The 14288-nt window shown below is 33.6% G+C and carries 11 protein-coding genes and 1 riboswitch; of the genes, 1 reads left to right on the top strand and 10 read right to left on the bottom strand.

The annotated features are described in order from the left end of the window. Positions 1 to 25 precede the first annotated feature (25 nt). The 8 genes from thiQ to rnm all read right to left on the bottom strand — a co-directional run bounded on the left by thiQ (position 26) and on the right by rnm (position 9413). Positions 26 to 736 (bottom strand): thiamine ABC transporter ATP-binding protein ThiQ, encoded by a 711-nt coding sequence (thiQ, locus tag A9G44_RS11900; protein WP_065611210.1) that lies wholly within the window; start codon positions 734 to 736, stop codon positions 26 to 28. Continuing rightward, positions 714 to 2291: a thiamine/thiamine pyrophosphate ABC transporter permease gene (thiP, locus tag A9G44_RS11895; RefSeq protein ID WP_065611208.1), complete on the bottom strand. Its 1578-nt coding sequence runs from the start codon at positions 2289 to 2291 to the stop codon at positions 714 to 716. Before thiP ends, thiQ begins: the two co-directional genes overlap by 23 nt. Positions 2292 to 2305: 14 nt before the next feature. Continuing rightward, positions 2306 to 3301: a thiamine ABC transporter substrate binding subunit gene (gene thiB, locus A9G44_RS11890; RefSeq protein WP_065611206.1), complete on the bottom strand. Its 996-nt coding sequence runs from the start codon at positions 3299 to 3301 to the stop codon at positions 2306 to 2308. A 40-nt stretch (positions 3302 to 3341) separates the two neighbouring features. Next, positions 3342 to 3450, bottom strand: a riboswitch (TPP riboswitch). A gap of 222 nt (positions 3451 to 3672) precedes the next feature. Continuing rightward, a complete protein-coding gene (locus A9G44_RS11885) occupies positions 3673 to 4608 on the bottom strand; it encodes a hypothetical protein (protein WP_143426409.1) in 936 nt (311 codons plus the stop codon). 496 nt (positions 4609 to 5104) lie between these two features. After that, positions 5105 to 6493 (bottom strand): hypothetical protein, encoded by a 1389-nt coding sequence (locus A9G44_RS11880; RefSeq protein ID WP_065611202.1) that lies wholly within the window; start codon positions 6491 to 6493, stop codon positions 5105 to 5107. 271 nt (positions 6494 to 6764) lie between these two features. Beyond that, positions 6765 to 7769, bottom strand: a complete 1005-nt coding sequence (rluB, locus tag A9G44_RS11875) for a 23S rRNA pseudouridine(2605) synthase RluB (protein WP_081298335.1) — start codon at positions 7767 to 7769, stop codon at positions 6765 to 6767. Between the two features lie 80 nt (positions 7770 to 7849). After that, entirely contained in the window at positions 7850 to 8470 is a 621-nt protein-coding gene (locus tag A9G44_RS11870; protein ID WP_065560248.1) for an L-threonylcarbamoyladenylate synthase, read from the bottom strand. A gap of 109 nt (positions 8471 to 8579) precedes the next feature. Continuing rightward, complete coding sequence (gene rnm, locus A9G44_RS11865; RefSeq protein ID WP_034909925.1) at positions 8580 to 9413, bottom strand: RNase RNM; 834 nt, start codon at positions 9411 to 9413, stop codon at positions 8580 to 8582. Between the two features lie 70 nt (positions 9414 to 9483). On the opposite strand from rnm, the gene rraB reads away from it, so the two are divergent. Next, positions 9484 to 9879, top strand: coding sequence for a ribonuclease E inhibitor RraB (gene rraB, locus A9G44_RS11860; protein WP_065611200.1), 396 nt, complete (start codon positions 9484 to 9486; stop codon positions 9877 to 9879). Positions 9880 to 9950: 71 nt separating this feature from the next. Here rraB and A9G44_RS11855 read toward each other — a convergent pair whose 3' ends face one another. Together A9G44_RS11855 and A9G44_RS11850 are read right to left on the bottom strand one after the other, a co-directional pair. Beyond that, positions 9951 to 12629, bottom strand: coding sequence for a beta-N-acetylhexosaminidase (locus A9G44_RS11855; RefSeq protein ID WP_065611198.1), 2679 nt, complete (start codon positions 12627 to 12629; stop codon positions 9951 to 9953). Positions 12630 to 12638: 9 nt separating this feature from the next. Then, positions 12639 to 13976: an OprD family outer membrane porin gene (locus A9G44_RS11850; protein WP_442902941.1), complete on the bottom strand. Its 1338-nt coding sequence runs from the start codon at positions 13974 to 13976 to the stop codon at positions 12639 to 12641. Positions 13977 to 14288: the final 312 nt, after the last annotated feature.

The raw sequence follows: 14288 nt of genomic DNA, 5'->3' as shown, positions 1-14288 counted from the left end.
ATATAAATTATTAAATGCTAACCTCTTACTTCTTGGAGATATTTAAACCCAATATCTTTGCAATGTGATTACTTTCGGGTTGGTTTAATTGGTTTGGTAAACCATAAAAAACGATCTGCCCATTATCTACCACCAAACAACGAGAAAAATAACTAAGCGAATCATTAAGATTGTGTGACACCATCATTAATGTCAAATCGAGCTCATCGCAAATTTGATCAACTAGTGCTAACATCTCAAATCGTAATGCTTGATCGAGAGCTGAAAATGGCTCATCTAATAATAAAATAGGTCGACGTTGAATTAAACAACGAGCTAACGCAACACGTTGATTCTGACCACCTGAAAGTTGTTCGGGATAACGATTATTAAAACCTGTTAAACCAACTTTGGCTAACATATCATCTATTGTTTGGCGTTCCGATGTATTTAGTTTTAAACAAGGCTTTATGCCTAAGCCAATATTTTGTTCAACATTTAAATGATCAAATAAATTATTATATTGAAATAAAATCGAAACGGGCCGCTTTCCTGGTTGAGTGTGAGTCATATTTTGATGATTAAGTAAAATTTGCCCTGAGTTTGGTGAAATAAACCCAGCAATCAAGCTTAACAATGAGCTTTTACCTGCACCACTTGGCCCAACAATAACCACCTTTTCTTTTGCAGTAATTTTGATATCAAAATGCATTTTAAAATTATCGTATTGACAATTAATTTGATTCAGTTCGATCATAATCTATCACAACCAGTAAACTAAAAGATAATATTAGCAATAATGCAGCAGTTACAGCACTTTCATGATAATGATAATACGATATTTGCTCATATAAATAATAAGGTAACGTTGTGACTGACTGGCCACCAAATAACGCAATAATACCAAAATCACCCAACGATAATATTGCTGAAAAAGCAAAACTTTGAATAATTAACTTTTTTAATGCTTTATATTCAATTAAATAAAAATGCCAAAAACCAGTAATATTAAGTGATTGGCTTAAGTGCCAATAGCGTGATGTAACATCATACATTGGTGCAGCAAGGTTTTTTAATATAAATGGCAGTGCCATTAAACTGTTACAAAGCATCGTCAAAACACAAACAAAGACCGAACTATAAGCGTACGAAAATAACAGTAAAAACAAACCTGACGCCAGCACCATGCTTGGAATAATTAAAATCAGCGATCCAATTAACATTAACCGATTACTCCATTTTATTTGCTGATTAATCAATAATCGGCTGTTTGTATAGAGTAATAATAAAGCTAGTAGCATAGCAATACTGGCTGCCCCAAAAGCAATTAGTAAAGAAAACATAACTGCACGTTGAAAGGCCACTGAAAAAAATGACCACTGAAAAAAATAAATACCTTTTATTAATATAGTTATGATGGGTAGCAAAATAAATAATGCACCAATAACAATAATAACAAAACTCGACAAAATTAAGCTAAACGAAACAGGTAAACGATAACTTTGCTTAACATATTGAGTGTTAAATTTATAGCTATAATTAAACTTTTGCATCAACCCCATAAAAAAAGTACAACAAACCAACTGCAAACATGCTAAAAGCACGGCTTGTATCAAATCAAATTCACGGATGGATTGATAAATGGCAACTTCAAGTGTGGTATATTTAGGTCCACCACCTAGAGCCAATACAATAGCAAAACTAGAAAAACAAAGCATAAAGATTAGCGATGCCATAGGTAGCAACTGTCGACGCAATAGTGGCCATTCCACCAATTTAAAATAAGTAAAACTCGAAAAATTCAATTGAGCAGCTAATTGTTTGTGTTCGACTGGTACACTATTTAAGGTTTGATAAAACAAGCAACAAGCATAAGGGAAATTAAGAAATATATGTGCCAATAAAATACCTTTTAAACCATAAATGGATATCACAAAAGGCAAACCTAAATAATGACAAAACGACGCTAATAAACCATGTTGCCCATAAACAGATAATAACCCCGTTACCACAACCAACGTAGGAAATATAAACGTGATAGGCATAATGCGTAGCAATAGATTTTTACCCCAAAAATTGACTATCGATAGGGCTTTAGCCATCAATATTGCCAATAACACAGATAGCAATGTTGATAACGTTGCTTGAAATATTGTTATCCAAATAACATGTAATAAATAACTATCAAAATAGACAGTTAAATTATTAGACTCAAAAGCAACTAAACAAAGCGCAAATAGTGCTGAACCTAATACAACTAAAATCAAGCTTGCAGCACTAATGCCAGGGATTAACGTTCTTAATTTCAACATTATACTGAATAAAACTATTTACTAATGGTGGATTTCCATTCACGCACCCACCTCTTTTGATTATTTTTAACTTGCTTAGCATCAAACTCAAGTGCTTTATTGACTGGTTTAATTTGCTGAAAAGCTTCAGGCAACGTTATATTAATAATCGGATACATGAAATTTTTTTCAGCAAATTGACGTTGTACATCAGGCGTTAATAAATATTGTAAAAAAGCACGTGCCAATTCGGGATGCTGACTATACTTAGTAATACCCGCAACTTCGACTTGGCGATAATGCCCTTCGTCAAAAATAGCAGCAGCATAACGATGATCATTATCATTCATAATATGTGCAACTGGCGAAGTGCTATAACTAAGCACAAAATCAGCTTCGCCTTTTAAAAATAGGCCATAAGCTTCACCCCAACCTTTGGTCACTGTCACAGTATTTTTTGCTATTTTCTGCCATGCAGATGCAGCATCATCACCATATATATTTTTCACCCAAAATAATAAACCTAACCCAGGAGTGCTGGTTCGTGGGTCTTGATAGATAATTTTCCAGTTGACTTTATTATCTACTAACTCATGCATGCTGTGTGGTGGATTACTGATTTTTTGTTGATCATAAATAAAAGCGAAATAACCAAAATCATAGGGCATAAAATCACTATCCCACCAGTTGGTATTTAAATTATCTGGTTTATTGATTTGATGAGGTATAACTATTTTGGCTTGTTTTGCCTGTTCTAAAAGATTGTTGTCTAATCCTAAAATTACATCGGCATTAGTTCTATCACCTTCAAGTCGCATTCGATTTAAAACCGCTACTCCATCGCCTAATGTAACAATCTCAAGTTCACAGTTACACTGTGCTTCAAACCCTTTCTCAATTGCTTTTCCTGGTCCCCATTCTGAAATAAAGGAATTATAACTATAAACAGTTAAGGTTGGTTTTACATTGGCAGCATTTGCCATAAAAGGTACCGAAAATACCAAGGATAATAACAATTTTTTACAAAACATTTTGCCTCCAAAATAGCAAATAAAAGACAAAAGGTTTGAGCAAGTGCAATAACTCAAATCCCTCCGCTGGCATGATCCAGTTCAGGTTCGGCGGGTTATGTTATTCTATCTAACATTCTCAGCCCTTCAGGGCACCCCGTTGAGAACATCGATTAGTTTAGAGGTTAGTATGAAGATTGTAAACATCGGAAGTGATAAAAATTTAATGTAGGAACAACTCGCTTTATTTATGAAGTTTAAAAAACGGCTATAAAGAATATACATGAAAAAAAACAAACGCCTTATCACTGACAAAAGATATGGCGCTTATATTATAAAGGAGAGGCAACTATTACCAATTTGGTTAAATGTTTACCTTTACTTAAATTAGTTTATTGAGTTATAAAAAAATTAAGTTGTTTAGTTTCATCGAATGCCCCATCAAGTTCTCTTGTAGCGAACTGATAGCTTTGATTTGAATCTCCTGCTTTCGTACATTCTGTTATGATGGCATGTTTCGTGTGAAAAGTTTCAGACGATGTTAACTGTTTGTATAACAAGGCTAAATCTTTACCTGTCAGAGTAAAAAGCTTATTCCAATCATTTAACTGCGTTTCTACAAATTCGCGACCTTTCTTACAAGCAATAGCATCTAGCTGAATATTTGGTATAGTATATTTTTTAAGCTCAGAAAATTTAGGATGTTCATTTATAAAATCAACTTTTTCATTAAGCCCTTCTGTTTTTAAAGCTTCAATAAAGCCATCTTCTCGGAATAATTTGATTTTTCGAGATTGAAATTGCCCTTTCCCTCGTAAAGTTACTTCATCTGGATAAGGTTCATCTACTGAATAATCCCAAAAATCTTTTTGACGCTCAATAAAAACATCATTAATAACTTTAACTGGTAGTTCAAGCTCTTGCTGTTCACCTTTAATAATTACTGGAACTGAATTTAAATATTTAGCTATCAACTTATCGTAAGTTTCATCACTCACATTCGAAGTTGTATAAAAAGTTGTTAATAAATAATAATTACTTTGAGTAGGATTAATTAATCCTGAACTATCAGTTGTTGAAGGTTTAGCTATAAAATTTAATGATTGATTACCGTAAGACAGTGTATGCTTACCGTATTCAAATGTATAATTCACACTTGATTTTGCTGGAATGGTTAATTCATTTCCATCAATAATCACTTTTATTTCATTTGGTGTTGGATTATCAATCATACGATCAACAGAGCTAGACGAAGTGGTACCTGAACCGAAACAACCGACCAATGTTATGCTGCAAACTAGCAACAAAGAATATTTTATTTTTTTCATCGCATTAATTTTTTTGTAAAGTTTTTAAAAGAAACCATATTTTATCATGAATTTGATAAAACAACTATTTTAGCTATCACTTCAATAATTGAATTGAAAAAGTATGGAGTTGATGTTCTGATAAACCAAACGTCGTTTTATTTTAGATGAAATTTAGTACTGATATAGCAACTTTTTAATTGTAGGAATTTCTAGTGTTGTTTACAGTAATTAATACTATAAACATTGCGAGAAATCATGCATCAACAAGGATTCAAGTTTCATTTAGCCGAAAACCGTGTTTACTAACCAACGCTGTCCCAAACAAACACATTTTTAATTTTTGACTAGATATGCTCTAATCCAGCCCGTACTTCTTTATATTGGACGAATTAGAGCAATTCCGCAAATAAATAAAGACATTCAATTTACTCATTGGACACTCATTTACAAAAATGAGCACCAATGAGTATGTAGTCTTTATTTAGTTAAGTTTTAGTTATGATATTTATAGTAATTATAGATATGATAAATCTCGAACCATATCTTCAATATATACTTTTAATTCTGTTAATTGCTGGTCTTTTGCCGCTCGAAGCAAGCTATCTTTGGTTTGCAATGTTCCTTTACTGTAATTATGTAAATTTGATGGCACATTGCCAGAATAGATATAATCATGTTTTGCTGATGTTTGTACAACGTTAAATGATTTACTGTAACTATAGATTCCATGAGCCTCAATTTCAGTGGTCAAAGTTAATTTGTTGCTGTGAGTCACAGTTTGTAAATTAAACTGTTGATCTTTATAGGTTTTAACTTGCTTTTTATTACCGTTTTCGTCAGCTAATTCAATAAATTTATCAAATATTTTTTCGGTTTTGGTTTCATTGTTAACTGATTTACCAAGATCAGAAAATTCAACATTTGTCGTTACACGGATCGTGACATCTGCTTGCCCTGGTTGGTAGATAACAAATTCTATAAAGTCTTTACTTAATAGATCTGTTACATAAGATTTTAATTCTGAAGAATTATAATAAACTTTTACTTTCCCTTCTCTTTTATATTTATCTGCTTGAAAATCTGCATCGCGAAACGATCCGTATTGGCGATAAGCCGAAGCAGCTGAAGCGTAATATTGGGCTACTTCTCGAAATTGATAACGACGTGTTGCTGTTCTGGCTAATTGTTGTGCTTGTTCATAAGCATTTTCTGCTTGTTGAGTACAGTGTTTTCTATCATTCTCAACAGAAAGTTTGTCACTATCTTTGTACTTGCCAAGAGGCTGATATACTTCCGAGGCATTATTAAATGCATCCGCAGCAGCTTTATAATTACCTTGCTGTGCTAACATTTTTCCTTGGTCATAATAATCTTTAGCAGCAAGTTGCATATATTTTTTATTTGCATTGTTATACAAACTTTCAATGTTTTTATAGTTGTATTGCTCAAATCCTTTTTTGTATAAATCGGCTTTTATTCTATAACTTTTACTATCGGTTCCTGTGATTGAATTACCATAATCATAGTACTCTTTTGCGATACTCTCTTGTAATTTAGTAAAATCATATTTATTATCAAAAAAACTAATTTCTTGGCTATAAAAGCGATCACTTAATCGCAGTTTCATTGCTAATAAATTTTGGTAGCATTCTATTCGTTTGGCATAATCCTGATTATTGGTATTTGATAAAGTTGTTTCATAATGTTGCATAACACTATTGACGATATTTTGTAGTCGTTGTACGTCTTTTTGACCTAATTTTGCAGTACCCTTATCCTCAATACTATCCGCCAATAAGTTGATGCTTTCTAAATATTTTCCTTCTTTATAAGCTTCTTCTGCTGTACGTGTATGACAAGCGGCTAATAAGAACATAAAAAAAACAGCTATAATTATACGCATAATTTTCCTTTCAATTCATTTTAGTTTATTTTTTTGCTTGTTCATCTTGTTATTAAGATGAAAACTGTTTAAATATAGCTTGATTAATAAGCTAGTTGGTGAGTCTATTATAAATTAGCGTTAATTTATTAACTTTTTTTGCTAAAAATTGATTAACTAGTTACTCATTATTATTGGGTGACAAGTCAGTTTATTTGAAATAGGAAAGGTGTGAATTATATTTTATGCTGGTACCCTTAAATAACTAAACTATTTAAGGGCAGGGTAAAGGTTATTTTCGAGTTGCTTTTTGAGTTACTCTTTGCCGTGTTGTTTTAGTCTGTTGATTAAGTTTGACTCGTTTAGGTCTTACTATTCTTTTGTCAGAAGAAGAACTTGTGGTGAAACTTTTAGATTCAGGTGGCAAACCGACTAGTTCACGTAAGTAATTGACTGAGTCAATACCAAGTTCTAGCCAAGTTCCGCGTGATAATCCTTTGGGTAAAGTGATATTGCCATAACGAATGCGTAGCAATCGACTAACTTGCACATCAATAGCTTCCCACATTCTACGAACTTCCCGATTACGGCCTTCTGTTATAACTACATTAAACCATTGGTTAATTCCATCACCACCTTGTGCTTTAATTGATTGAAATGAGGCTGGGCCATCTTCTAGTTGCACCCCTTTACGAAGTTGGTTAATTTGTTGATCAGCCACATTACCAAATACTCGCACTGCATATTCACGCTCAATCTCGTGCCGTGGATGCATTAATCGATTAGCTAATTCACCATCAGTTGTGAATAATAATAAGCCCGATGTATTGATATCAAGTCTGCCAATGTTCACCCAACGTGCATTTTTTAATCTAGGTAAACGTTCAAAAACAGTTGCCCGTCCTTGCGGATCATTGCGGGAACAAATTTCACCTTCTGGTTTGTAGTAAGCTAGTACTCGGCAAACTTCTTTTTCTTTACTTCTAAGCTGAACTAAATGACCATTGATACGAATTTTCGGATTGGCATTAACATCAACCCGATCGCCTAATGTGGCAATTTTTCCATCTACACTGATTTTACCTGCCACAATCATGGCTTCAATCTCTCGGCGTGATCCATTACCTAAATTAGCTAATACTTTTTGGAGTTTTTCAGTATTATCATGTGCCGATGTTTTGCGTGTAATAGCTAGTACTCTTGAGGTTTTTGGTTTTTCATAGAGTTGCTTTTCCTTTGCTTTAACGCTATTTGTCTTTTTGCCAAGTTGTGGGAATGCTGATTTGCTATTTTTCATAAAATCCTCGCTGTTACCTTCTCAGGTATCAATTTTCTATTAACTATATTGTCGATATATTAACAATAAAAAATGAACATTTATTCGAATGGCTTAGTGTCTCCACTTCCTTTGCGAATAACTGTTGGATAGTCATTAGTCAAGTCAATTACGCTGGTAGGTTGTTGACCTATATAACCACCGTGCACAATCGCATCAAGCTGATAACCTATTTTATCTTCTATTTCGTCGGGATCGGATTGCGCTTGGTCATCATTAGGTAAAATTAATGTCGCAGTCATTAATGGCTGCCCTAATAATTCGAGCAACGCTAAATCAATTTTATTATCAGGAATTCTTAGTCCAATTGTTTTGCGTTTTTCATTCATCAATCGACGGGGTACTTCTTTACTTGCCTGTAAAATAAAAACATATTTACCCGGGGTATTATTTTTTAGTAACCGAAAAGTTGTGTTATCTACAAAAGCATAACTAGATAGTTCAGAAAGATCACGGCACATCAAGGTAAAATTGTGATTTTTATCAAGTTGACGAATTTGACAAATTCGATCAACACCCGATTTATTGTCTAGTAAACAACCCAGTGAATATCCTGAATCGGTCGGAAAAGCTATAACACCACCATCATTTAATATGTTGACAACTTGATTTAATAATCGAGTTTGCGGATTATCTGGATGAATATAAAAAGTTTGACTCATAATTTTCTTCTATATCAATATTATTGTTAATCTGATTTGCATGATTAAATTTTATATCGTTAACCTTATAGTGAAGCACGAATATAAATCGATTTTAATCCAGATTTATTTAGAGTTTCCAATTATGCCAAATTGGTGTAACACTACCGGGTAGTGGGGTTGTTTTCCCTAAATCTAAATAGGTGTCAACACCATGAAAATCCGATCCTTGTGATGCCAATAGTTCAAATTCATTGGCTAATTTAGCTAATTTTTGTAAATCATCTTGCGTTTGCCTGCTTTGTGAAACTTCAATTGCATCACCACCACTAGATTTAAACTCACTTATTAATAATTTCAATTTAGTTAAAGTTAGATCATAGCGACTTGGATGCGCAAGTACTGCTTGCCCTCTTGCCGCATGAATGGCATTAACTGCATCTGAAATACTACACCATGTTGCAGGTACATAAGCATAACCACCTTTTCCTAAGTACGTTTTAAAGGCGCGTTTAATGTCTTTAACATAGCCGTTAGCAACTAAAAATCTTGCAAAATGAGCACGCGAAACAATGTCTCCTTTTGCAAATTGTTGTGCTTGTTGATAAGCGTTTTCAATACTAACTTTAGCTAATTTATGGCTTATAGCCAACGCTCGATCGATTCTTCCTTGTTCTTGTGATGATAGCAGTGTCGTTAACTCGGGATGTGCAATATCAATATTTAACCCAACAATATGGATTTCGTTGTTTTTCCAAGAAGTTGATATTTCAACACCACAAGCTAATTTAATAGGTAAATTTTCGTTAGCAATCGTTTTTTGAGCTTCAGGTAAACCTTTAACGGTGTCATGATCGGTAATAGCCAAAATAGCAATTTGGTTATCTACAGCTCTTTTGACAAGTTCGCTAGGTGTTAAGAGACCATCCGATGCCGTAGTATGTGAATGTAAATCAACGATCATTTTTTTCTCGAAAATTATTTTGAAACGTGTAATATACCACACAATTTGCATGACCACTAAAAGGTATATTATGAAAGATCAAATTCGCCTTGCTCAACAAGATACTAGCACAATTATTGAGGAACTATTAGAAGATGGTAGCGATCCTCATGCACTTTATATCATTGAGCATCACATTTCATCACAACATTTTGATAAATTAGAAAAAGTGGCAGTAGAAGCCTATAAATTAGGCTATGAAGCAACCGATCCCGATGAAGATATTGACGATGCAGGCAATGTTATTATCGCTTTTGATATTGTTACCGAAAGCTCACTCAATGCCGAACTAATAAATGCACAAATTGCAGAAATCATCGCACTTACTACCCAATTTGGCGTCACATATGATGGTTGGGGCACTTATTTTGAAGATGGGAATGATGACGATTTTGATGAAGCTGAGCTTTTGGAGACACTTCATTAAATATCATCAACTCCCTTTCTTAGGCTTTATTCTTATCCGATAAACGGATAAGAATATTAGTGTTTTAAAGCTTAATTTAGCTTTTCTATACGACTTGTTCTTTTTTGATCTGATGAAATACTACGAATAGAGATAGTGTTATCTTTATTAATTGCCACTGGAACAGTATAAAGTTTCCAATTTTTTCCATTATTCGTTGAATATTCAATGTTTAATCCTGGAAATACAATATTGGCGTTTAATTTACCATTTACAATTTTTGCACCAGGGATAGGTAATCTATATTTTATACCCGCAAGATCAAGTTTAGCTAGCTCTCTTTGTCCAAGTAAATTAGCAAAGCGATTCCAATCATCATGTAACGCTTTGCTATCTACATAATGTGTTTCACCTTGATGATATTGGCGATCTTTTTGATAAGCCATTTCCCAATCAGCTTGATGCCAAGCCCTTTCAGCAACCGCTAGTAAACGAGGAAAAGCCATATATTGCATTTTGTTATCACTACGGATATCTTCAGTCCAAATTTGTGCTGATAGCCCATAAGCACCTGACCAGTTCATAGTACCTTTAGCTGTAAATGGATTACCATCTCGGTCAACCGAAGTTTCAGCATTTTGTGGTAAATTATTGGGCGCAAAACTAAATATTTTACGTTCATCACTAAAACGTGTTGCCCAATAGTAACCACTTTCTTTTGGATTCACTTCATATGGCATATCTAAATAAACATAGTCTGGATTAGAGATAATCACTTGATAACCTTTATTTGTCCATTCATTAACTGAATCAAATCCCCCCCAATATAATGTGTCCCAAAAGTTAACTGTAACTTTATCGACTGCAAATGATTTGGCATTTTCGGCATGTTTCATGCCATCTTGCCACGCTTGCATATGATTGATACCATGCTCTTTAATAATGGTACTGACTTGTTGTGCAAAATAACTTGGTAGATGCTCAATATCTTTCACTTTGCCTTTTCTCACAAAAGTTTGGCAAGCTTGTGATTTAGCCCATGGATGATCTTCAATACTTTGATCAATAGTACCTTTAATATTAGTTTTTTCTTTTGCTTGCAGATCTTGATAACCTGCACCTAAACGGATATTTTTAGCTTCATCACCACCAAAATGCCAAGTATTAAGCGGTTGCCCTGCTTCAATATGCATTTTTGCGATTTCATCGATAACTTTATTAACAAAGCGTTTAGATGAATCAAGACAAGGATTCAAATAGCTTAAGCGATTATAAAATTGTACCGTTGTGGTATTGGATGTATCGGTTGGATCAACTAAACGATACTCATTAGCTTGTTGCTCTTTTCCTTCATTCATTAGGCGTTTATAACGTGCTTCCATTGATACTATTGCGGCTCTGGCATGTGCAGGCATATCGATTTCAGGAATAACCTCGATAAAGCGTGCTTTTGCATATTTGACAATTTCAATGTAATCATTACGACTTAAAAATCCTGATCCACTTGTATTACTATCAGGTCCCGAACCTAATTGTGGTAATAAACAATTTTGCTCCGTGAGGTCGTGACAGCGTTTACTACCGATATCAGTTAGCTCAGGTAATCCAGGAATTTGAATTCGCCAACCTTCATCGTCACTTAAGTGAAAATGGAATTTATTCATTTTATATTTTGCCATTTGATCTAATAAACTTAATATGGCTTGTTTAGATTTAAAATTACGCCCAATATCAAGCATAATCCCTCGATATGTAAAACGTGGCGAATCGACTGCATTTAGCATTGGTATTGAATTTGAATGATTTACGGGAATGATAGATAAAACGGATTGAATGGCATAAAAAATCCCTGCTTCATCATAAGCGGTGATTAATGTCTTATCCTTTTTGATATCTAATTGATAAGCGCCAAATTTTTCTTGCTTAAATTGTTTAGGATCAACGGTTGCTTTTATTTGATAACCTTTTCCTGTTACTGCAATGTTTAATGCTTTAAATTGTGCTTTTAAAATAGCTAAACTTTCTTGATTTAAACCATTAAGGATCAAATTAACTCCTTGCTGATCAATTATAACATCCTCTTTACCTATTGTAAGTTTGCTTGGTGTAGGTAAAATTTGCCCTCGTAACGATGATTCAGATAATTTATTAATATCGGCGTTATATTCAAAACGGTTAGCAGGCGTCATTAAAATATTGTGATCATCAGCCGTCCTTTTCCATTGTTGTTTTATTGGTGCAACAAATGCCGATAAATTGTCAGAATCAGTGTTAGTGTTAGCAATAATTTTGGGTTTAGCATCACTGGAAGTTACATACCAACGTGGCATAACATCACTTTCACTAAGCATCCAATATTCCCCAATAATTGGAATATTCACCGTTGTATTAGCAGGAAAACCAGTGAACTTCTCTGTTGGCTCGAGCTTATGTAAATCACCTGTAATATGGGTGATTTTAAACTGATCATTGTCTACAGCTAGAATCATTCTGATATTATCAAAATAGATAGCCCAATCTTTATTATTAATGGCTGTTCCAGTATTTTTAAGTGAAATCATGACGTTATTACAAGAAGCCCAATCAGCACCTAAAACTGAACAGTTAACGCCATTTGAGTTTGCTTGATTGTCGACAACTTCATATTTAACATTAAGTTGAGAACTAATCAAATCAGCAATTTGTTGAGAAGCATGCACTGATTGAATCGCACATATATTTAACAAAGAAAGGATTGAAGTTGCTAATATCGTTGCCTTAATCTTTTTCATCTTTTTTACCTATTTTTGTTTAGCACTAAAAACAGTGAATGGAATTGTAACAATAAATTTAATGTCCCGTTCATCTTGGAAGATATTACCGTATCCACCACCCCAGCTCGGTATATTTGAATGGTTATTATATTTGGTATAGTGCAATTGGAAGGTTGTATCTTTTGCCCAACTTTCTTGCACGGTATAACCTAAATCAAAGTTATATGCAGATTCAATCAAACGCTGTTTTTGATTGTATTGACGATTAGTGCTAGGTTTTGCATCCCAACCATAGACATAAGACGCACCTGTTTTCCAACCCGCTAAATAATGAGATAGGTAACTTAAATCATAAGTCACTTCAGCAAACACTGCTTTTTCACCATTGGCATTGAAGTCTGAGCGAGAATTCCACCATATATCTAAACGACCATTTGATGAAGCATAATCAGGTGTCATACGCTGTAAAAAGAATCCCTGTTCTCCATCAGCTTTAACCGAAACGCCTTCAAATCGTAGACCGATAGCACCAACTTGATAGCCTAATGTTGCTGCTTGCAACCACGCCAAGCCATCATATACATCTGTACCTTTATGCGATTGATCTTTAGCGCCATAAAATTGGTAGCTCATAATCATAGGATTATCAAACACTTCCATTTTATAAGATACTTTACCAAAAAATTGGTTCATATAATTTTGTGCTTGTCCAAATGCACTTTCTAATACTAAGTCATTTTTAAAGTCATACTTCAAACCGGCAGAATGTAAATAATTAATTTTTTTACCTTTTCCCCACTGTTTAAATTCATAAAGCCGTTTATACCAAGGTGCTTTATATTTATCACTCCACATATATGACATCGACAATGCTCCAGCGCTATCAAAATCAAGAGTTGACCCTACCTCAAAACCTCGATAAGTACCTGGTAATAAACTCCAGTGTGGTGCAAATAACGTTTGACCTGAGGGTTGAATATAACCTGCTTTTACCCAAAATAATTCGTCAATTTTAAAATTTGCTTGTGCTTTATAAAAACTAAGTCCACTGACATCTTTCTTCCAATCCTCATCCCAACGGGTATGAGCACCACTAAATCCTATTTCATTTGGGTGTCCATTACCGCCATTACTGACTTCCCAAGCGCCATAACCACCAAGTTCAATAGCAAATCTATCTGCAATATAGCCAGAACGATAATCCAAATTACTATTAAATGTTGATTGTCTAATATTGCTTTTATATTTATTGGTTTCTATATCTTTACGGTCACGATCACGATTCCAGAAAAAGATGTTACCAGTTAATGAAGCATCATCGAAAAAATGATTTTCATAGACGGCATCAACTGGAGTTACCCCCATTAAAACAGAAAAAGAAAAAATAAGTTTAGTTAAAAGATTTAATCGGTTAGGTATCATTTTTGCATTATAAATATTCATATTTATTTTCCTAAAATAATGAAATTATGCTATTTAACTTACAGTAAAACTTATTAACATATGATTATTATTAATAAATTGAACTTCAAAGTAACTTTTATTTTAAATATTTGAAAACTAAGCTTTATTTAGGAACATATTTAAATTCAGATATGAGGTAAATATGTATTTTTATAATGCATAAACATATTTTATCTAGCAAATTAAACACTCTAAATCGTGATCATAATCACT

The organism is Gilliamella sp. Occ4-3 (assembly GCF_001690675.1).
GTDB lineage: Bacteria > Pseudomonadota > Gammaproteobacteria > Enterobacterales > Orbaceae > Gilliamella > Gilliamella bombi.
Note: the sequence above shows the minus strand (reverse complement) of the source record. Positions and strands in the feature narration are given on the sequence as shown.